At 50.8% G+C, this 21,797-nt stretch carries 19 protein-coding genes; all 19 read left to right on the top strand.

The window, feature by feature from the left end:
* Window positions 1-148: 148 nt before the first annotated feature.
* The 19 genes from M1D71_RS23710 (at window position 149) to M1D71_RS23620 (ending at window position 21,628) form a co-directional block, all read left to right on the top strand.
* A complete protein-coding gene (locus tag M1D71_RS23710; RefSeq protein ID WP_458123947.1) occupies window positions 149-1,120 on the top strand; it encodes a glycosyltransferase family 2 protein in 972 nt (323 codons plus the stop codon).
* 41 nt (window positions 1,121-1,161) lie between these two features.
* Window positions 1,162-2,277: a glycosyltransferase family A protein gene (locus M1D71_RS23705; RefSeq protein WP_458123946.1), complete on the top strand. Its 1,116-nt coding sequence runs from the start codon at window positions 1,162-1,164 to the stop codon at window positions 2,275-2,277.
* Window positions 2,274-3,047, top strand: coding sequence for a glycosyltransferase family 2 protein (locus M1D71_RS23700; RefSeq protein ID WP_458123945.1), 774 nt, complete (start codon window positions 2,274-2,276; stop codon window positions 3,045-3,047). Before M1D71_RS23705 ends, M1D71_RS23700 begins: the two co-directional genes overlap by 4 nt.
* Entirely contained in the window at window positions 3,044-3,775 is a 732-nt protein-coding gene (locus M1D71_RS23695) for a sugar phosphate nucleotidyltransferase (RefSeq protein ID WP_458123944.1), read from the top strand. Before M1D71_RS23700 ends, M1D71_RS23695 begins: the two co-directional genes overlap by 4 nt.
* Before the next feature lie 950 nt (window positions 3,776-4,725).
* Window positions 4,726-5,331 carry a GT-D fold domain-containing protein gene (locus tag M1D71_RS23690; RefSeq protein WP_458123943.1) on the top strand — a complete coding sequence of 202 codons (606 nt, stop codon included), beginning with the start codon at window positions 4,726-4,728 and terminating at the stop codon, window positions 5,329-5,331.
* Between the two features lie 67 nt (window positions 5,332-5,398).
* Window positions 5,399-7,111 (top strand): glycosyltransferase family 2 protein, encoded by a 1,713-nt coding sequence (locus M1D71_RS23685; RefSeq protein ID WP_458123942.1) that lies wholly within the window; start codon window positions 5,399-5,401, stop codon window positions 7,109-7,111.
* 234 nt (window positions 7,112-7,345) lie between these two features.
* Entirely contained in the window at window positions 7,346-8,299 is a 954-nt protein-coding gene (locus M1D71_RS23680; protein ID WP_458123941.1) for an aminoglycoside phosphotransferase family protein, read from the top strand.
* A gap of 168 nt (window positions 8,300-8,467) precedes the next feature.
* A complete protein-coding gene (locus tag M1D71_RS23675; protein WP_458123940.1) occupies window positions 8,468-8,746 on the top strand; it encodes a glutaredoxin family protein in 279 nt (92 codons plus the stop codon).
* A 322-nt stretch (window positions 8,747-9,068) separates the two neighbouring features.
* Window positions 9,069-10,412, top strand: a complete 1,344-nt coding sequence (locus M1D71_RS23670; RefSeq protein ID WP_458123939.1) for an LLM class flavin-dependent oxidoreductase — start codon at window positions 9,069-9,071, stop codon at window positions 10,410-10,412.
* A gap of 172 nt (window positions 10,413-10,584) precedes the next feature.
* Window positions 10,585-12,228, top strand: a complete 1,644-nt coding sequence (locus M1D71_RS23665; RefSeq protein WP_458123938.1) for an ABC transporter substrate-binding protein — start codon at window positions 10,585-10,587, stop codon at window positions 12,226-12,228.
* 41 nt (window positions 12,229-12,269) lie between these two features.
* Complete coding sequence (locus M1D71_RS23660; protein WP_169480572.1) at window positions 12,270-13,202, top strand: ABC transporter permease; 933 nt, start codon at window positions 12,270-12,272, stop codon at window positions 13,200-13,202.
* Window positions 13,203-13,262: 60 nt separating this feature from the next.
* On the top strand, window positions 13,263-14,180 hold the full coding sequence (locus tag M1D71_RS23655; RefSeq protein WP_458123937.1) for an ABC transporter permease: 918 nt from the start codon (window positions 13,263-13,265) through the stop codon (window positions 14,178-14,180).
* Window positions 14,181-14,205: 25 nt separating this feature from the next.
* Window positions 14,206-14,754, top strand: coding sequence for an NADPH-dependent FMN reductase (gene ssuE, locus M1D71_RS23650; RefSeq protein WP_458123936.1), 549 nt, complete (start codon window positions 14,206-14,208; stop codon window positions 14,752-14,754).
* A 69-nt stretch (window positions 14,755-14,823) separates the two neighbouring features.
* Entirely contained in the window at window positions 14,824-15,696 is an 873-nt protein-coding gene (locus tag M1D71_RS23645; RefSeq protein WP_458123935.1) for a LysR family transcriptional regulator, read from the top strand.
* A gap of 239 nt (window positions 15,697-15,935) precedes the next feature.
* Window positions 15,936-16,994 (top strand): LLM class flavin-dependent oxidoreductase, encoded by a 1,059-nt coding sequence (locus M1D71_RS23640; RefSeq protein ID WP_458123934.1) that lies wholly within the window; start codon window positions 15,936-15,938, stop codon window positions 16,992-16,994.
* Between the two features lie 39 nt (window positions 16,995-17,033).
* Complete coding sequence (locus M1D71_RS23635; RefSeq protein ID WP_458123933.1) at window positions 17,034-18,260, top strand: amidohydrolase; 1,227 nt, start codon at window positions 17,034-17,036, stop codon at window positions 18,258-18,260.
* Window positions 18,261-18,586: 326 nt separating this feature from the next.
* Complete coding sequence (locus M1D71_RS23630; RefSeq protein WP_458123932.1) at window positions 18,587-19,447, top strand: diaminopimelate epimerase; 861 nt, start codon at window positions 18,587-18,589, stop codon at window positions 19,445-19,447.
* A 42-nt stretch (window positions 19,448-19,489) separates the two neighbouring features.
* Window positions 19,490-20,284, top strand: a complete 795-nt coding sequence (locus M1D71_RS23625; RefSeq protein ID WP_458123931.1) for an SAM-dependent methyltransferase — start codon at window positions 19,490-19,492, stop codon at window positions 20,282-20,284.
* 57 nt (window positions 20,285-20,341) lie between these two features.
* A complete protein-coding gene (locus M1D71_RS23620) occupies window positions 20,342-21,628 on the top strand; it encodes an opine metallophore biosynthesis dehydrogenase (protein ID WP_458123930.1) in 1,287 nt (428 codons plus the stop codon).
* Window positions 21,629-21,797 lie beyond the last annotated feature (169 nt).

Raw genomic sequence — 21,797 nt, 5'->3', positions numbered from 1 at the left:
TATTTTGTCTGAAAGGAAGGCTTGTACCCGCGTATTCACAGAGAGAACCTGCCTGGTGCAAGGACATACGCCGTTTCCACTGCTCCACGAATACATAGAATAACGTGTACTCCCTTGGCATGCCGATGATTGAATGCGGGAGGTGAAAGTGTTGCGCAAAACCCGTACCACAGCACGTTATGCAACCCAATCGAAAATGACACGCAGAAAAGCAGTGCTGAAGAAAAGAAGATGGAAGTCTGGACACAAAAAGGGTACAAAGGCCTATACGTTCATTATTCCATCCACACAGCAGATGCCAGAGGAAAAGGATGGGGCCAAGAATGGAACCGAAAATGGGGCTGAACATGGCGTGAGATATCCTTCTCCACATGGGGAAGATGCTCAGCGGCCGATGCTCTCGGTGATTATCCCTGCCATGAATGAGGAGAAAACGATTGGTGCCGTTGTTCGAGAAGCGCTGCGTATAAGTCGTGATGCTGAAGTACTTGTTATTGTAAATGGTTCAACAGATGGCACGGCTAACGCAGCCCAAAGGGCAGGAGCACGCGTGCTCACTTTTGCTGAAGCACTGGGGCATGATGGAGGGCGAAAAGTAGGCGCAGCCGCGGCCCGTGGTCAGGTATTGCTGTTCACCGATGCAGATATCGCCATTCCTGCCGAGCACCTTGCCCCTTATGTGCAGGCTGTGCTGAAGGGGACAGATGTAGCGCTTAACGATTACCATGGTCCGATCACTCGCAGTCCCGTTCATCCAGTGGTGGAGGCCAAACATATGCTGAACAGCATACTTGCAAGATCCGATCTCCGGGGGGCCTCGATGACAGCTATTCCGCATGCATTAAGCCGCCATGGACTTGATGTCATTGGGATATCCTCACTGGAAGTTCCGCCACTCGCACAAGCGAAGGCAGTGATTGGCGGACTCCAGGTGCGCGCTGTTCATCACGTACCTGTGGGCAGAATGAATGCAATTCGCATCAAGAAACGAACCGGACCTGATCCGCTAAGTCAAGTGGTGCTGAATGATCATCTGGCAGCGATCAGATGGATTACGGATACGCTCGGTCCCCGCGGAGGCTATTCCGATCTGCATCGTGTTCGCAGCCTGGCGAGGTAAGCATGTTGCATCGGATGATGCAGCATGCTGGAGGTGAGGAAATGAAGGGACGTTCAGGGGTTGTCCACCGCAGGCGGGCAACAAATAGACGAACGACAACAGGAAGCACACGTATCAACAAGCGTCATGGGAACAAGAAGCAATCAGTCACCCCAAAAAAGAGAAGAAGTCGATCGAAAGCTGACCTGCTGGATCTGCGCTTGATGTGGAAAGCTGGGCAACGTGCAGGAAGCCAGGCGAAGGTTAACAATACAGCGTCAGAAGAACACGCACGTCTCGCGTGGAATACACACGCGGCGAACGTTGCGGAGCTAGGCAACTTTGAGGTAGCCATGAACGCAGGCAAGGCATTTATGCAGGGATATGCCCATACCTCAGGACATTCATTTCAGATCGTACCGCTGCCCCTTCGTCATTCGGCTGCTGCCGTTGTCTGTGCCTGCAATGAGGAACGTACGTTGGGGCAGGTGTTGTCGCAACTAAAGCGTTTGCCTCTGACAGATATCATTGTCGTACTGAATGGAACGACGGATGACAGTTTGAAGCAGGTGCTAAGGCAATCAGGAATTACGCTCGTATATGAACCGGATCGGGTAGGACATGATGTGGGCCGGTCAATTGGAGCCAAGATGACGGATGCGGAGACGGTTCTCTTTGTGGACGGAGATATGGTCGTATCGGCGGAACAGCTTGCACCATTTCTGTTCGCGGTGGATCGGGGACAGGATGTGGCGTTGAATAATCTGACGTCCTTGCTTCCTCCGTTTGCGGGGCAGGATGAGGTGAGCCGGATCAAGGCATATCTGAACCGGACATTAGGCAGGGCAGATCTCGGTTCCAATTCCATGACAGCCGTGCCCCACGCATTGTCTCGTCGTATGATCCAGACCGTGAAGCCGGCATCACTGGCCGTTCCGCCCAAGGCGCAAAGTCTCGCCATTCAGCATGGGATGAGCGTATCGGCACCAAGCCAGGTGGATGTTATTCGTTCCAATCGGTTGCGTCCCGGTAACACGGGGAGTGGGAATGATGTCGCCAGATTGATCATCGGAGATCATCTGGAGGCACTGGCTACCTGGCTGGATGCGGGGTGGAATACGGCTCAGGCACGTACGCCATCCCGTGTAGAAGTGGCTTACAGGAGGAACGCCAGATGACACTGACGAGCATAATTATTCCAACATACAACGGACTGGATCTGATCAGGCCCTGCATTGATGCCATAAGACAATACTCGGGTGAGCCTGCGTCATACGAAATTATCGTTGTGGATAATGGTTCGACGGATGGAACGGCTGAATATTGCGCGCTGGAGCGAATTCGTTTTGTCAGGTTCCCGGATAATCGGGGATTTCCGGCAGCGTGTAACGCTGGAATTCGTGCAGCCTGCGGGGATGAGCTGTTACTTCTAAATAATGATGTCACGGTCACGCCCCGTTGGCTGGAGAACCTGCGAACCGCTCTGTACAGTGATGCGAGTATTGGGATTACGGGTCCTGTCACCAATTATGCCAGCGGCATCCAGCAGATTGAACTGGCGTTTCGAAACATGGAACATTTTCAGGAGCTGGCCGCTTCCAACAATGTTGCGGATTCTTCAAGGTGGAGGGAAGTGCGCCGGATTGTCGGTCTGTGCATGCTGATAAAACGAAGTGTAGTGGAGTCGGTCGGACTGCTTGACGAGGCGTACTCTCCGGGACACTATGAGGACGACGATTATTGTTATAGAGCAAGATTACAGGGATATCGCTTGTTGGTATGCAGGGATGTCCTCGTGCATCATCAGGGAAGTGCAAGCTTCCAGAAGACAGATAAGTTGGCGTGGAAACAGCTGCTTGAGCGTAATCGTTCGATTTTTATGAGCAAATGGCATGTCGATCCGCTTGAATATATGGACACATCCGATGAAGGAGGGAACGTGGAATGAAAGGTGTAATTCTTGCCGGCGGAACAGGAACTAGACTGTATCCTCTGACCCGGCTCATTAACAAACATCTGCTTCCAGTCGGTAAACATCCGATGATTATGTATGGTATCGACAGGCTCCGCCAGGCAGGCATTGATGAACTATTGATTGTTATCAACAAACATTCCGCCGGGCTGTACACAGAGTATCTTGGTGGCGGAGCGGATCATGGGGTCAAGCTGACGTATCGCATTCAGGAAAAGGCGGGCGGGATTGCGGAAGCATTGGATCTGGCGACCACTTTTATCCTTCCTGGAGAAAAATTCGTTGTGCTTCTGGGGGATAATCTCTTCAGTGACGATCTGAAGCCTTATGTGGACCGTTACATGCAGCAACCTGCTGGTACAGCAAGGGTTCTGCTCAAAAAGGTGGATGATGCGCGTCGTTATGGGGTGCCTGTTTTTGATCCACAGCATCCGGAACGAATCTCGTACATTGAGGAAAAGCCAAGCCAGCCGAAAACCTCTTATTGTGTTACGGGCATATATATGTATGACGATCATGTATTTAACCTCATTCGAAACATTGCGCCGTCTGCGCGCGGAGAGCTTGAAATTACCGATGTGAACAATCACTACGCATCTGCTGGTGGATTGGAATACGATATTTTGCAGGAATACTGGAGTGATGCGGGTACGTTTGATTCGCTCGAGGAAGCAGCTGTCCGCATGAAAGGACAATTGCCTTAACATTAATGCGCCTGATGCTGCCGCTGTGCGGTGCCCCATGGGAGCAGAATGCCCTGCGCCGGAGCTGAAAGGATGCTCCGGCGCTTTGCGCAGCGACAATCCACGTGCATGCCAAAGGAGGGAATGGCGTGAGAGTAGCGACACGCACCGGGTCCACTGGGGCTATGGTGACAGGTAAACCCCGGGGCACGCACCCGTCCATGTTCACGGGCAGTGGTATAGCAGCGGGAGCAGGGGTAGGGTCCGTTGGAGTCAGAGGTGTTGAGTCGGGGAAACGCAGTACCCAGGCAAAAGCGGGTACGTCTGCAGGCGCAGCGCACAAGGTCCGTGCAGGCAAAGCAGGCCACACGGGCAGTGCTGTGGGCAGAGCGAGCTATGTGCGTAGGGCAGGTAATACGGGCAAACCCAGCCGTACCAGCAGGGCGAGCACCGCCGGCAAAGGCAAAGCCGGTCTGCGCCAGGCCACTGCTGGGCGCAGGCATGCACCAGCGCGGGGCGGGCGTGCCACTGCCCGCGCCAAGCAGCGCACGGCGATGCGCCGTGCGCTCATGCCAGCACCGCAAGCCAGCACGCCACAGGCGATGCCTGCCAGCGGTGCTGGCCCCGCCCCGCGCCAGGCGACACTCCCGAAGGGTGTCGCCCCCGCGGGGCGGGAAGGCGCTGCCGCCGCGCATGCGGGCAGCGCGAAGGGCCGGCCTGCTGCGCCTGCGGAGCAGGCAGCGCAGGCGCAGGCCGTGCCCGGCGGCTACGCCGAGGGCTACCGCGACGGCGTATTCGCCGGCGGGGAGGCGCTGGTGGCGCAGCACATCCCGCCGGATCATATTCTGCCTGCCGTGGCGGCAGATCTGATCGCGGCGGGTTTCCGCCAATACGCGCCCAGCCTGACCCGGCTTGCCAGCCCTCACGAGATGGCTGGCCACATCATGGCGGCGCTGGATGCGCAGCGCCCCTTGTCTATCGTTCGCCTCGGAGATGGCGAACTGCTCACCCTGGCAGCCGATACGGTGCTGCCCGGCCATGAAGTGCAGGAGATGGCACCGTTTCTGCCCTATGCAGGGGTGCCATGCTCAACGCCAGACATCCGCGCGGTGCTCGCGGAAGCGATTCAGGCCGCCGACTGGGTTGGCGTGCCGATCTCGCGGGCGCCTACGTTTCAGGGACTGCTCTTCCCCGTATTGCGCCACTTCGGAATCGACTGGTCTGGGCTGAAATTGACCAGCTCCACGATCAATTACAGTCTGCATCAGTCTGGTCTAGTGCTGCCCGTGCTGCAGGGGCGCCGGGTTCTGCTCATCGGTAGCCAGGCTGCAGAGCTTGGAGCACTGCTGCACAGCCGGGGGGTTCATGTCACAGGCAGCATTGGTTTTGTAGCAGGGGTCATGGATGTTCCGAGGGTGATGCAACAAACGGCTGAACATGCTTTTGATATCGCGCTGGTGGCGGCAGGGATTCCGGCGGTCATCCTATGTAGACGAATCGCAGGTGAACTCGGTAAGGTCGCTCTGGATTTTGGACATTTGGCAGACAAACTGGTAACCGGAGAGCTTCAACTCTAGTGGACCGTCCGGGGGCAAGTACAGTGCGACACTGGCCTCACGGACGAGTGGAAATGGAGGAAGCAACATGAGTACATCCGATCAACAACGTGGGGAAGGACGTCACAGGCATAGTAACAAAGATAATGCTCGAAACGTCAACCGTCGTAAGGGGAACAGTCCCCATAACAACACTTCAAACATCAGCAAGCGCAGTGAGAACAAACGAAATGGCAGCATGAGCAACGACAAAAAAGTGGGCCGCCATGCCACACAGCAAGATGTCTCGCAACCTGCCATGGCAGTCCTGCATGCAGCGGGTAGTCGCTCAACACGCAAATCCAGACGCAAAGGTAAAAGCAACCGCACAGCCAAAGGCGCCAGACTCTACAAACAGGGTTATCGCAGAGGCTACGACGAAGGTGTCCGCCAAGGACAGAGTTCGTTTGGTCTTGTCTTTGAAGGGGTCAGCATCATTATTCCCACGTACAATCAGCGGGAGTATGTGCTGAAATGTGTGTCCAGTATCGAAAAGCATACGCCTGCTCCCTACGAAATCATTGTCGTGGATAATGCCTCCAAGGATGGAACTGCCGAGGCCATGCTCCGCAAAGGCGGCATGGTGAGGGTAGCTGCCCTGGATCAGAATCGGGGGTTTGCCGGAGGTGTCAATCATGGACTGATGATGGCGAGAGGACGACATATCGTCGTACTGAACAATGATACGCTGGTTACCCCGGGCTGGCTGGATAATATGATGACTTGTCTTGCCAGTGATCCGAAGATTGGTGTGGTGGGTCCGGTGACCAACTATATTGGCGGGGATCAGCAGATTCAGGTTCCGTACCGTGAGGTAGAAGAAATGTGGTCTTTTGCCAGCACACATAATCGTCCGGATGCCGGAAAACATCGATTGACCGATCGCCTGGTCGGATTCTGCTGGCTGTTCTCACGGGAGTTGCTGGAGCGGGTAGGCTATCTGGACGAAGGTTACGCGGTGGGCAATTTTGAAGATGACGACTGGATCATCCGGGTGAAGCTGGCAGGATACCAGCTTGCGGTTGCTGGGGATGCCTTCATTCATCACTTCGGAAGTGTCAGCATGAAAGCACTGGGGGAGCAGGACTTTGCTGTAGTGAACAAGGATAACGAGCAGTTTTATAGCCAAAAGTGGGGAGATCCCCATACGCTGGTTGCCGAAACCTCCCGCTTGGCAAGACAACAAACCTCTCTTAACCGATCTGGTCAACAAGAGGATAGGGATACGAACCCGACCGATCCGCGTCAGCGAATCTCAACGCAAGGTAGCCAAGATCCAGCACTACAGTTCAGACGCAGCAGTGAATTCTACCCCGAAGGCTCGTTCCTGTCTGATGCCAAAGGCGATGTCTATACATTGACTAGTGGGCGGCGGCGTAAGCTGAACATCCCTGTACCGCGTGGAATATCTCCTGTTCAGGTAGCGAAACCGGATCTGCTTGGCATTCCTGCCGGAGAAGCACTGATATCAGCGGGGAACATGCAAGGATGGCCGATGGAGTCACATCAGGTGCATACGACAGCGATTCAGGGTTCTCCGAATGCCTTGGCAGAAGGAAGTATTGTTGCTGCAGTGGATGCACCTGAGATTCGATATCAGATCAGCGGAGGCAAGCGCAGACGATTTGTATCCGTTTATGCCGCAGAACGTTGGGGTGTGCATTCCGGGCATATTGTCAGCGTGTCTGCGGACCAACTGAATTCGATGGAAGAAGGATGGCCGATTATCGCCCCACCTCAGCTCTTGAACCCAGATCTGTAATGTCAGGCGATCTGTTTATGCGAATCAGCAGCATGATGCGGAATGAAAGAAGCAGCGGTATCCTGTGGAATCGCTCTGCCTCATTCCGCATCCAAACGTTACATACGAGTTGGGAGTTATATCACTAGAGCGTAGCGATTGAAAGATCATCGAGTTCCTTTTACACTATGACCAACACAATGATCACTAAGCGTAACTTGGGGTCATCAGATACAGGGATAGGGAGGAAGCACGGTGAATAATTCTGTAGTCAACCAAGCTGAGCAGATCGCCAGTGATTTTTTGCTGGAAAAAGTAAAGTTCTCACATCATATCGTGGGTAGAGGATTTGTCAATCAGGTGTGCCTGGTCGAGACGGCAAGTTATAAAGTTATTGTTCGCTTGAACAATAGAGATGAATACCCTACCTTTGTGAAAGAAAAATGGTGCATCGAAGAAGCGGCAAGTGTCGGTATTCCAGGGCCACAGACATTGTCCGTGGGGCTTACCGCTGAACATGCCTATATGATTCAAACGTATATCGAAGGGGATAACGGATTGGACACGACAGTCCCTACGTCCATAATCTGGAGGAAACTCGGTGAGTTCACAAAACAGTTTCAATCCATCCCGGTGAATGGTTTTGGAAGGGAGATGCACGATGAGTTACAAAACCAATTTTATTCTCCTCCTCATGCAGGATCAGATGGCAGTTGGCAAGGATATGTGCAATACAATATCAATAGTCTCACGGAGCAAGATCCATTGATTGTTCTCGGTGTCATTACGATGAAGGAATCACAGGTCGTAAGGCAATGGTTCGAACAATTGAAAATGCAAAAGTTCCGTTTTGGCTTATGCCATGGTGATCTCTCCTTGAAGAATACAATCGTAAGTCCTACAGGTGAGATTACCCTTCTGGACTGGGGCAATGCGGAGGCCACTGTCGTGCCGTACGGCGATATTATTCAACTCATGCAATGCCAGCTACGAGGTGAGGGTCCTGACAAGGAGGAATTGAAAGCGTTCTTAGAAGGCTATGGGACAAGTAAACAAGAGCAGGAGCGTGAACTGAACCAAGCGAGGCATGTGTTGCTATTGAAAGCTTTTGACACCCTGAGGTGGGCCATAGATCGAAGTCCGGATCAGATCGAGTCCTTCACTGTATTAGCGAAACAAGCTTTTGACCAGGTTTGCAGGCATCGATAGGGAGTAAAATAAGCCATCTTTCAAATTTAAAATTTAATCTTTCTATTTGGTTATAGGTTTATTCTATTAGCAGATCCATTGACGAAGGAAGGGCACAGGAGTACATTTAGAGCCATAATTCTTATTTAACAGATGGGAATTGAAGGTAACCAATCAGGAGGTATGTCGATGTCTTCATCAACCAAAAAAGTCGTGCTGTGGAGCAAAACAGGCTGTCATTTCTGCGGAGAAGTGAAAGCATTTCTGACAGAGCGAAACCAGCCTTTCGAGAACATTGAAGTGCAGGGTCATGACGTTCTGCGAGATGTGCTTGAAGCAAAATATGGAATTCGGCATGTACCCGTCATTGAAGTAGGAAGGGACGGCAAGTTTGAAGCCTTGCTGGAACCTGATCTGGAGAAGCTGGCTGAACTTCTGGCACGAGCGGACGAAGCGGCAGCGGTCTAACGGGAGTCGATATATACCTTTGGAGCAAGCCGTTCCGGCTGCTGCATGATGCAAGATCGCATTTGTGCAGCAGCCGGAACGTTCATAAGCTATAGCTCTCTTGGGATGTAGATTGTCATATTTACATCTTCAATACTCATATAGAAAAAATCTATTAGTCGCGATGTTGACCCTTTTACGGGGCAGTGATAAGATTTGTGAAATTAAAACAAACCAAACTCATAGGAATAGTTAACTTTTAAGTTATTTCGCATACGTAATCAGTTCAGTTGGCCCTTGATATTTCTTTTGAAGATTCTAATCCAAGGAAGGCGGAGTGCATATGACAGCGAAACGCAGTTTGAAATTTGGAGCCATTATTCATGGGGTTGGTGGAAGCAACACCACATGGAGACACCCGGAGGTTCTATCAGATGCCAGCGTTAACTTTGGATTCTACAAACGTCAGGCACTGAAAGCGGAGGAAGGCAAGTTCGATCTGGTCTTTATCGCAGACGGTCTGTATATTACCGAGAAATCCATTCCCCATTTCCTGAATCGCTTCGAACCAATCAGTATCCTCTCCGCTTTGGCTGCCGTTACTTCACGCATTGGACTGGTGGGTACCCTCTCGACATCCTATAGCGACCCTTTCACCGTAGCCAGACAGTTCGGTTCCCTCGATCAGATCAGTGATGGCCGTGCAGGCTGGAACGTCGTGACTTCTCCGCTCGAAGGTACAGCCAAGAACTATAGCAAGAGCAGCCACCCTACGCATCCGGAACGTTATCGCATTGCCGCGGAATATTTACAGGTAACCAAAGGGTTGTGGGACTCCTGGGAAGATGATGCCTTTGTAAGAGACAAAGAGAGCGGTGTATTCTTCGACCCATCCAAACTGCACACGCTTAATCATGAAGGAGAGTTTTTCTCCGTACAGGGGCCCCTCAACATTGCGCGTTCACGGCAAGGACAGCCGGTGATTTTCCAGGCAGGTTCATCGGAAGATGGCAAAAACCTGGCGGCGCAAGAAGCGGATGCTGTTTTTACCGGCCACGATACAATTGAAGATGCACAGGCATTTTATAAAGATGTGAAAACACGGGCGGCTTCCTATGGACGTTCTGCACAGGATATTGTTATTCTGCCAGGCATCAATCCCATTGTTGGACAGACCGAAGAGGAAGCGGAACAGAAATATCAGGAGATTGCGAGCCTGGTGACCATTGATAAAGCGCTGGATTACCTGGGACGTTTCTTCGAACATCATGATTTCTCCCAATATCCGCTGGATGAACCTTTCCCGGAGCTGAATGGCATTGGAAGCAACAGTTTCCGCAGTGGAACCGACAAGATCAAGAAGGATGCCAAGGAGCAGGGATTGTCCTTGCGTGAAGTGGCTCTGCGGGCAGCAACACCGCGCAGCAAATTCCTGGGCACACCGGAGCAGGTTGCTGACAAGATTCAGGAATGGTTCGAGACGGAAGCAGCGGATGGTTTCATTATTGCTTCTGAGCTGCCAAGTGGATTGTCTGATTTTGTGGAACTCGTTGTACCGATTCTACAAGAACGCGGCCTCTATCGTACGGACTATGAACACGATACATTGCGAGGTAACCTTGGGGTGCAAATTCCAGTTAACCGTTATACGGCTGCCAAGGAACAAGTCGTATCTGATTTGGCATAACTGGTAGGGAGCGAACGACATCTGATTTTGTCTGGCTGTTTTCTCCAACCGGTAATGAAATCAATGACTACGTTTCGTACTACTTTAAAACCGACTTAACTCATAGGATATATCGAGTATTGGGTATAAACATCAATTAAATGACACCTGTATACACAGAGGGGGAAGCGATATGAACAGGTCTATCTCATGGATGAAATATATGGCATTGGCAGCAGTATTGGTGATGGTATTATCCGGTTGCGGAGCAGCGGGAGGCAGCACGAACGGTTCGGCACAGGCGTCAGGCGGGGATCAGACGGGGCAAGCCGAAGGAGGCAACCTGACTTTTGCACTTGCAACTTCACCCGATACGCTGGACCCTCATCGCAGTGGGCTTGCCGTAACGGTGCGTGCCATCCGGACGATTTACGACAATCTGGTCGTGCAGCTGCCTGATGGTTCCATCAAACCTTGGCTTGCCACGGAATGGAGCGTATCTGAGGACGGCAAGAGTTATACGTTCAAGCTGCGTGAAGGTGTGAAGTTCCATGATGGTACACCGTTTAATGCGGAAGCCGTGAGATACAATCTGGACCGGGTGATCGACCCAGCCACCAAAGCTGCCAATTCTCTGGCCCTGATTAGACCCTATAGCTCCTCCGAAGTCATTGATGAATATACCATCAAGGTAAATCTGGAATCACCATCGCAAGCCTTCCTCGGCAACTTGAGCCAGGCGCTGCTGGGGATCGTATCCCCTACAGCTGCCCAAAAATATGGCGACCAGCTGGGCAAAAATCCCGTGGGTACAGGTCCGTATACCTTTGTGAAATGGGATGAAAATGCGGATATCGTCGTTGCCAAAAACAAGGATTACAACTGGGGACCTGAGACAGTTGAAAATAAAGCCGCGCCCCATGTGGATACGATCACCTTCAAGATTGTACCGGAAGAAGCGACGCGCATCGGAAGTGTTCAGAGTAGTCAGGTACTCGCTGCCGAGACGGTTCCACCGCAAAATATCGCTGCATTGAAAAACGATCCGAATCAGCAACTGTTGCAGGCCAACACAGTTGGGTTGCCATACACACTCTTTTTCAATCTGCGTAAAGCGCCTTGGGATGATGTGAAAGTAAGGCAGGCGGTACAATCCGCCGTAGATGTGGAATCGATTGTCAAAACATTGTATCTGGGCAACTACGACCGAGCATGGTCTGCACTGTCTCCTGGAATTCTGGGTTATCATGCATCGCTGGAAGGAAGCATCAACCCGGACATCAACAAAGCCAATCAGCTGCTGGACGAACAAGGCTGGGTGAAAGGTGCTGACGGTATTCGCGCTAAAGACGGGCAGAAGCTGACCCTGCGGTATGTTGATGGTTCGCCCAATCGGGAGAAACGCAATGACATTGCTGCCATTATCCAGCAACAGTTGAAACAGGTGGGCATTGCCGTTGAAGTCGAGATTACAAAAGATATCGCAACAGTCATTTATCAGAACTGGGATTATGATCTCTATGGCAACAGTCAGGTCAATTCCGATCCGAATGCCTTGTACGCTTTCTACCATACGAGTGCAGAGGGCGAGCGTCCGACATTGTCCGGTTTGTCTGATTCGAAGATCGATAAACTGTTAGAGCAGGGAGCCGTCGAGACGGACCCCGATAAACGTGTGGAGATCTATAATCAGATTCAACAATATCTGATTGAGCAAGCGGTAATCTTGCCAATCTATGTATTCCCGTATACCGTCGCAGCATCCAAAAAGGTCGAAGGCATCAAGTTCGATGCGCTGGGGTATCCACTCTTTAACGATGTTCGCATTCAGCCTTAACATGAATGGCCAATCCCGATTCAGGAAGGAGATATCCCGGTATGGTTCACACGATACTGTCACGACTTGCAACATCGCTTCTGGTTATATTCGGAGCTTCGGTGCTGGTGTACTGCATCATGTATCTTCTGCCGGGTGATCCGGTTCTGCTCATGCTGGACCCGTCCTCGGCTACCCCGGAGATGATCGAGAATCTGCGGGTCCAGCTTGGATTGGATCAGCCGTTTTACATCCAGTTTGCGAACTATTTCGGTGATATGCTGCGTGGCGATTTCGGCAAATCGATGATTAATTCCGATCCGGTTCTGCCCAAAATCCTGGAACATTTTCCGGCTACGCTGGCTTTGACCGCACTCAGCTCGATCATTGCCATTACGATTGGAATTACACTCGGTGTATTGTCTGCGATTCATCGCAATGGCGTGATTGATTTCGTCGCCCGGCTCGTTGGACTGTTCGGCATTTCCATGCCAACCTTCTGGACGGGGATACTGCTCATCCTGTTATTCTCGGTGCAGCTTGGCTGGTTCCCTGCGATGGGTTCCGACGGATTCAGCTCACTGGTTCTTCCGGCAGCTACGCTGGGCCTCGTGGGTGCAGGGTTTATCGTACGAATGGTGCGGAACAGCATGCTGGAAGTCATCAATGAACCGTTTATTGTGGCATTACGGGCCAAAGGACTTTCGGAACGCGCCATCATGTATGGTCATGCACTGCGTAATGCACTTATTCCTGCCGTAACGGTAATCGGCATGCTGATCGGTGATCTGCTTGCGGGAACCGTTGTGGTAGAGACCGTCTTCTCCAGACAGGGGATCGGCCGAATTATTGCGGATGCGCTAATGGCCAAGGATCTGCCAGTGGTGCAAGGGGTTGTCTTCTTTACATCAATTATCTATGTGGTCTTGAACCTGCTGGTGGATATCTCGTATTCGTACATTGATCCCCGGGTTCGGCGTGCAGTCCGCACATGATCATGGATGGAACAGTCAGAAGTGTCCTGACCCGGAGTATGGAAGGAGGAGTTGTTGCTCATGAGCATGAAACCTTTGGCTGGTGACAAAAAAGCGTGGGGAGGCAGTGTAGGACGTATCCGTCTGTGGAATCGCCGTCCTTGGCGCTATCGCGTCTCATTCGCGGTATCCCGATTATTCTTTTATGCAGCAGTGCTGGTGGTGGTGTTTACCGTGGCATGTGCGATTGTACCGGGCTGGATTGCGCCCTATGATCCAACTCAGATGATGACGGATGCCATTCTGCAAGCTCCCTCTGCCGAGCACCTGTTCGGAACGGACTATTTTGGCAGGGATATCTTCAGTGTGGTTGTGCATGGAAGCAGGGATTCGCTGCTCATTGGATTTGCTTCGGTTCTGGTGGGCGGTATTGTCGGTAGTGCTCTTGGTATTATCTCCGGTTATGCGGGAGGAGTTGTCGATACCATGACCATGCGGGCTGTCGATATTCTGATGGCTGTACCCGGTGTGCTCCTGGCATTGTCTGTTGCAGCTGCTCTCGGGCCAGGACTGATGAATATTGCACTGGCTGTTGCCGTTTCCTCCATTCCGGGGTACGCACGGGTCATGCGCGGGCAGGTCATATCGGTTAAAGGTCTGCCTTTCATTACAGCGACACGTTCACTGGGCGGTTCCAATACACGTATTTTCTGGAAACATGTACTGCCGCATTCGTTGTCACCATTGCTGGTCATGGCTACGCTGGGCGTAGGGACATCGATCCTTACAGGCTCCGGACTCAGCTTTCTGGGACTTGGGGTGTTGAAGGAAATTCCGGATTGGGGCACATTGCTCTCACAAGGTAGAGGTTATCTGACGGTTGCCTGGTGGATCTGTACGTTCCCGGGGCTGGCGATCACTTTGTTTGTACTGGCGGTTAATCTGATTGGAGACGATATTCGCGACCTTTTGGACCCGAAAGTAAAAGGAGCGGCTTGACCGCTATTCCAAGGAGGAGATATTCATGTCACATGTTGTCATTATTGCCGGATCACCTTCCAAGCGTTCGCGTTTGACAGGTCTGACGGATTACAGCAGCCAAAAATTAACGGAGGCAGGCATTACCGTTGAAGTCATTCATGTTGTGGATCTGCCTGCTGAGGATCTGGTGCAAGCCCGGTTCGACAGCTCCTTCATTCGTGATGCACTTGCTGTCGTTGAAGCCGCGGATGCAGTCATTGTAGCTACGCCGGTATATAAGGCATCGTACTCGGGAGTACTCAAGCTGTTCCTAGATCTGATTCCGCAAGAAGGGTTACGGGGTAAGTTGATACTCCCACTCGTCATCGGTGGCTCCATTGCTCATCTGCTCGCAATTGATTATGCATTGAAACCTGTTCTGACAGCCCTTGGTGGAAGACATATTCTGGGTGGCGTATATGCTGTGGATCAGGGAATCGAACGACTGGATGATGGGAAATTTGTGCTCTCTGCGGATATTACTACACGTCTGGACCGCTCACTGGATGAATTGATATTGACACTGGAAAAGGATGGGATTACGATATCGTAAAACCAAGTAAGTATATTGGATAAATCAGTATAAGATCAAACGTCTGCGGACGTGGATACGGAGGCGCTCATGAATATCGAGAATATTGAAGCATTTGTATATATCAATCATTATGGAAGCTTCAATAAGGCTGCCGAAGTACTCTTCTTGTCCCAACCTTCGGTCACAGCTCGCATTCAGTCACTGGAAAGGGAGCTGGGCTGCAAGTTGTTTGATCGGCTTGGCAAGCAAATCGTGCTGACAGAAGAAGGTCGGAAATTCCTGCCGTATGCGCAGCAAGTTCTGCAAGTGATTCAGAAGGGCAAGCAGAAGATTCAGCAGCGCCGGACAACACCGGATGCTCTGCGGCTTGGCAGCACAGTATCGGTATCGAATTATGTCATTCCCGATTTTCTACCCAAGATCAAGGATGCTTACCCCGAAATTAATATCAAATTGACGACAGCAACGACGGATCAGCTGATTGCCAAACTGCTTGGTCAGGAGATCGATCTTGCTTTTGTGCGCAAGGTCATGCACCCTGCTATCCGTACGGTTGCTTTTTATGAAGATCCAATCCAGCTCTATGTGTACAAAGGGCATCCATTCATTGAGAGCGGGCATGTCAGCATGGAAGCCATCCGGAATGAGCAACTGGTCTTTTTCGAATGTGGTTCACTGGACTGGCTTCGCATTCACCGGGCTTTCGACTCGCTGGAACATCCGCCGAATATTACATACCATGTCGATAATTCGGAGACGGCGAAGAAACTGGTTATGCAAGGGGCAGGCATTGCCTTTCTCCCGGGACTCACGGTGAAGAAGGAAGTGCAGAATCAGGAGTTGTTCCCCATTCAGGTACATGAGGTGGCTGGTGTATCGTTGCAGATCAGCGTCGTCACGTTAAAGGAAGAATATTCGCCATTGGCAGAGCCCTTCGGGGAACTGCTGCGGAAGTTATAGAGCGTCTAACGTTGAATCTGACTTTTACACCAAAACGGAAAGTGCAGAACCAATCTGAAGAAGCGAAGCGTGCGCATTATCAACAGATTTTTCCCTTGAACCAAGGGAGTAAAGAAAATCTGGGGATAAGAGTGATCGGAAGATGGTACTGCAATCGGAGTGATAAAGTGTAACATCTCCAGTTCAATTTAATAGTGATTCAAGAACAGTGGTTCAGCACAATCAAGGAGGAGAAGGATATGAGTATTCGTGTTGGCATTTTGGATCAGACCCCGATCTATGAAGGGGAAACGGCAGTGGATGCTTTTCGACATACGATCGAGCTGGCACAGCGGGCAGAGCAGCTGGGATTCCATCGGTTCTGGGTATCGGAGCACCATGATTCAGGGCATGTTGCAGGTTCCTCCCCAGAGGTACTCATCTCCCACTTGCTTGCGCATACGAAGCGGATTCGTCTGGGGTCCGGCGGAGTAATGCTTCAGCATTATAGTCCATACAAAGTCGCCGAGAATTTCAATATACTCGCAGCGCTCGGACCAGGAAGAGTTGACCTGGGAATCGGTCGTGCACCAGGCGGGTTACCACGTTCGACACAGGCGTTGCAGGAAGGTATTCAGGAAGCTGCATCTCTTCAAGAGAAAATTGTTCAGGTGAAACGATACATCCACAATGAACCGCTTGAAGATCAATCGCATCCACTTGCAGGTCTCAGCGCTTCGCCTGTGTCCGACATTCCAGCGGAACTGTACGTACTTGGAGCAAGTGTCGATAGTGCGGGCATGGCTGCGGAACTGGGACTTCCATATGTCTTTTCACTGTTCATTAACAGTAATATAGAGGTAGCGCTGCAAGCCATCCGTGTATATCGTGAACAATTCGATCGTTCCCAGGGACGAGAGCCTTACGCCGCACTAGCCATATCGTTGATTGTGGCCGAGAGTGAGGAAGAAGCGGAAGGACTTGCGAGCGAGCATATGCTGGTGAAGATCCATCTGGAGAGTGGGAAGGTGCTGACTGTCGGTTCTGTGGAACAGGCGGAAGAATTCGGACGTCAATCGAACGAAACCTATCGGATCGAGATTCTGGAGCCAAGTGTGACCCGGGGTACGAAGGAAAGCGTAGGTCAGGCGCTGCTGAAGTTCCAGCAGGATTTTGCTGTGGAAGAGTTCATTGTGACAACAGCTACACGAGACTTTGCCAAGCGGATTCGTTCATTCGAATTATTGCGTGAGATTCTGGCAGAGCAGGGACTAAGTGAAATCACACTGGAATCCAAGGAAGAAGCAGCAATCGGATAGAAGTGACACAGTGAATATATACGAATGGGAGGCCATGTGATGAAAAGTGATCTGGAACAGCCCAAGCAGCATTTTGAGCAACAAGTACAGGGCCCCGAGCATGAGCTCCAGGGTGAACGGGCGGAAGAATTCGCGGAACGTTTAATCACTATTCGGCGACACCTGCATCGTAACCCGGAATTGTCCGGCGAGGAAAGGGAGACGACGGCAGCCATCCGCAGTTGGCTGGAAGAGGAAGGCGTTCGTATTGCAGACGAATATGCTCTGCGGACAGGGATTGTCGCTGAAGTGGGTCAAGGGGACGGCCCTGTTGTTGCCCTAAGAGCCGATATTGATGCGCTGCCCATTCAGGAAGAGACGAAGCTGGAATTTGCCTCCCAGGTGGCTGGGAAAATGCATGCCTGTGGACATGACGCACACACCGCTATTCTGATTGGTGCTGCACGATTGTTGAAACAGCGTGAGTCCAGTCTGCCGGGAAAAGTACGGTTGATATTCCAGCCGTCGGAGGAAAAAGCAACAGGTGCACGCCAAGTGATCGAGAGTGGTGCATTGTCCGATGTTCGGGCGGTATTCGGGTTGCATAACAAGCCTGATCTCCAAGTAGGTACAGTGGGCATTCGGGAAGGCGCATTGATGGCAGCAGCAGACGGTTTTGTTGTCAAAGTGGAAGGTGTAGGCACCCATGCAGCCGTGCCTGAAGCAGGCATTGATCCGATTGTGGTTGCCGCACATATCGTTACGGCTATACAGGCAATTGTGAGTCGTAATGTTGGAGCGCAGGAGAGTGCCGTAATCAGTGTCACCAAGCTCCACAGCGGTACAGCCTGGAACGTCATTCCCGATGAAGCGATACTCGATGGCACGGTACGTACATTTGATGAGAAAGTGCGCGCACGGATTCGCGAGCGTTTCAATCAGGTAGTCGCAGGTGTGGCGGCAGCTTATGACACACGGGCTACGGTTCGCTGGATTCAGGGACCACCTGCCGTGGTCAACGATGAGTCTCTCGCATCTACGGCGGAACAAGTTGCAAGTGAGATTGGATTGAACAGCATCAGGCCGCTGCCTTCTCCAGCAGGTGAGGACTTTTCTTTTTATCAAAAAGAAGTTCCCGGCCTGTTCCTCTTCCTGGGCACCTCTGGCCCGCATGAGTGGCATCACCCTGGCTTTGATGTGGATGAACGGGCCCTGCCGCTGGGAGCACATCTTCTGGCTGCTCTTGCTGAACAGGCACTACACAATGTGAAAGCACATCAAGAGTGAGGGATGCATTGAATCCCTGGATCATATCCAGATCGAAACGGTTCCGTTCTGCGGCAACCGTTTTTCGTATTTGTTGAATCAGATCAAACGTGTGATATTGGCTAGGGCTGGCGCATAAGCGTCAGCTCTGTATGGGTTTTCTTACAGGAGGAGAAGTGAAGGGCCGAATGAGGTGCAGTCTGATTTAAATGGAAATATTTGTTGACGATCCCCAAAAGGATGTGCTATATTTTTCTCGGTTGATAATCGTAATCATTACTATTAGTATTCATAAGGGAAAGTATACCATCGTAATCCTAATAATAAGGACAGGAGCAGCCGCTGCGATGAAACAGGAGATTGATTTTATCAAGTTCAGTCCCACCCAAAACATGACGATTCTGGTTAAAACGGATCATGCAGCCGAGCAATACAGTCATATTGCTACACGCTTAATGTCGTATGATAACGTTTACGCTGAGCAAGTGGGATTCATTGAACGAACGAGGAGACCAGAAGCCGCTGCCCATCTGGAAATGGCCGGAGGCGAGTTCTGTGGCAATGCTTGCATGGCACTTGCAGCACAACTCGCATCTGAAGCAGGGCTGAATCAACAGGAGTCTATGGACATCATGCTGGAGGTTTCCGGAACCGATCAATTGATCATGTGCCACGTGAAGAAGCAGCAGAACGAGTACGACTGCCAGGTAACCATGCCGGTTCCGAAGCAGATCGAACAACGAACAATCCGATACGAAGGCATAGAGCTCGATATGGTGATCATCCGGTACGCCGAGTTCATCCATATCGTGATTGAAGTCGATGACTTCGACGATACGATGAAGAAGAGGGCACAGACCCTTGCAAGATTACTGGGATTAACCCTGGGAGATAAGCTGATCGGTATCTTGTTATATCAATCGCACTTGGAAGAAATGGCCCCACTCATCTATGTTCCGGAGCTGGATAGTCTGATCTGGGAGAGAGGGTGCGGTTCGGGTACGGCCTCCGTGGGGGCCTATCTCGCATGGAGCCAGCAGAGAGGAATTACTCAGTACATCAAGCAGCCTGGTGGTGCGATTAAAGTGGTGGCCGAGTGGGATGGTACAGAACTTGGGAGCATTACGATTGAAGGATCGGTTGGCATCGTGGCTCAGGGCAAAGCCTTCATAGACGCTCCAATGGAATGGAGTGGTGTGAATGCATGAGATTCATGGCCATGACAACAACAACAAATAGGGGGAAAAGAAATGATCACATTGGTCCATTTTCAGACATGTTTGAGTGAGTTTGCAGAGAAATTCGATAAGCTCGCAAGCAGGTATGATCATACAATTCAGCATAGTTCGGAGCTGGAGGCTGTGATCAATGACTACTCCCGCTTTGTGACCGATCAGGAGAATAAGGCAGCCTGGGAACAGTTAGAGCAGTCGGAGCTCGAAGAGCTGGATACGCTTGTATGGGAATTAAGAAATAAATCAGCCCTGTGTGTGGCGATCATGGAGAAATATCGTGCATTGAAGTTAGAGAACGGGGATGTGCAGATTGCCGATTATTTCAAAAACATAGAAGAGTGCATCGATAAAGAATTTGGCAGCTTCCATGTTACCTCCGATTCCAAAGTATTACTGGTAGGCTCCGGTTCATTCCCTATGACCCCATTACTTATCGCCAAGCGAACAGGTGCACAGGTTGTCGGGATCGATATTGATGAAGAATCCATCACACTTGGGCAAAAAGTGGTGGAGACGCTGGGCGCAGGCTTGAAGATTCGTTTGGAGTCAACATTGCTGGAGGATTTGGATTATACCAGGGAAGCAACCCATATCATTTTCAGCTCTACGGTGGCCCCTAAATATGAGTTACTTGATCAACTCTATGCCCTGACGAATGCGCAAGTGGTTGTAGCCATGAGATACGGTGATCAGTTGAAGTCCTTGTTCAATTATCCCATGAGAGAGACGGACAGCAGCAAGTGGAAGCTGGTGGATAAGATCCTGCGCCCGGATGATGTGTTCGATATAGCGTTGTACCAAAAAGCATAGCCATGCAAGTCAATCCCAAATGGAGTCCAGGTTGAACTTTGAATTAAGGAGGCTTATATGAGCAATCTTCAGCGAATTCTAATACTCGGAACCGGACCTGCATCCATTCAGCTTGCGGTAACGCTCAAAGATCATCTCAATTGCTGCATAGGCATTGCGGGGAGACAATCGGTTCGTTCAGCATCGATATTTGCAGCCCTTGAAGAGAGCAATCAACGTATTCAGGTCAGCATTCAAAATGAGAAGCATCAGCCACTCGCAGGTGAGTGTTATGTTGATCATGTGTTCAAGGGATATGACACCATTGATGGTGAGTGGGACACACTCATTTTGGCTGTAACAACGGATGCTTATATCAATGTATTGGAACAAATGAAAAATGAATTCATTAAACAACTGAAATGTATCATTTTGGTTTCTCCAACGTTCGGGTCGAATCGACTCGTGACCCATTACATGAGAGAGCGGAATGCAGAGCCGGAAGTGATCAGTTTCTCTACCTACCTTGGGGATACCCGTTGGATGAACGAACATCCGTCGAATCATGTGATTACTACTGGGGTCAAGAAAAAGGTCTTTATCGGTTCCACTTGTTATCCGTCTGAACAGGTGAGCAAGCTACGCCAAGTTTATGAGCGTTTGGGTGTTGCGCTGGAAGTGATGCGATCCCCACTGGAGGCGGAAACGAGAAATATCTCGTTGTACGTGCATCCGCCCTTGTTCATGAATGACTTCTCATTAGAAGCCATCTTTGGAGCTTCGGATATTCAGCAATACGTATACAAGATGTATCCTGAAGGTCCGATTACACAGGTTTTGATACGGGAAATGAGGGCACAGTGGCAGGAGATTATGAATATTACGGACCGACTTGATATTCAGGGAGTCAACCTGCTTCAATTCATGACGGATGACAACTATCCGGTTCGATTAGAGAGTTTATCACGTCAGGATATCGAGAGTTTCAATCAGCTGCAGGTCATTCATCAAGAGTATTTATTATACATACGGTACACCTCATTATTGATTGATCCATTCTCGGAACCCGACTCGGCAGGGAAATATTTCGACTTTTCAGCAGTCCCATTCCGTAAAACGTTCATGAACCGCGAAGGGGAACTGGACATTCCCCGCATGCCCAAGGAAGATTACTACCGCATCAAAATCATTCAGGGCATTGCCAGACATCTCGATGTGAGCTGTCCAACTATTGATCAATTCATCGCCAGGTATGAGGCGAAGATTCAGGAAGTAGCTGACGCACACCCGGATCAGCGCTTGTCCGATGCCTTTGTGATCCAATCCTTTGACGAGGATATCCGCATGATCTGCACCGGACTTTGAGTAATAGGGTTAATTACATCTCAAATTAATCAAGTTGAATCTGATGTTTACATCATAACGGAGAGTGCAGAACCAATCTGAAGAAGCGGAGCGGTCGCCTAAAAGCTTTCTGAAAGAAAGCTACTTCGGAAGCATATGCTATCCCCGGATTTTCTCTTTGGAAAAGAGA

Source organism: Paenibacillus sp. Z3-2 (assembly GCF_054161325.1).
This window is presented reverse-complemented; position numbering and strand designations above follow the sequence as displayed.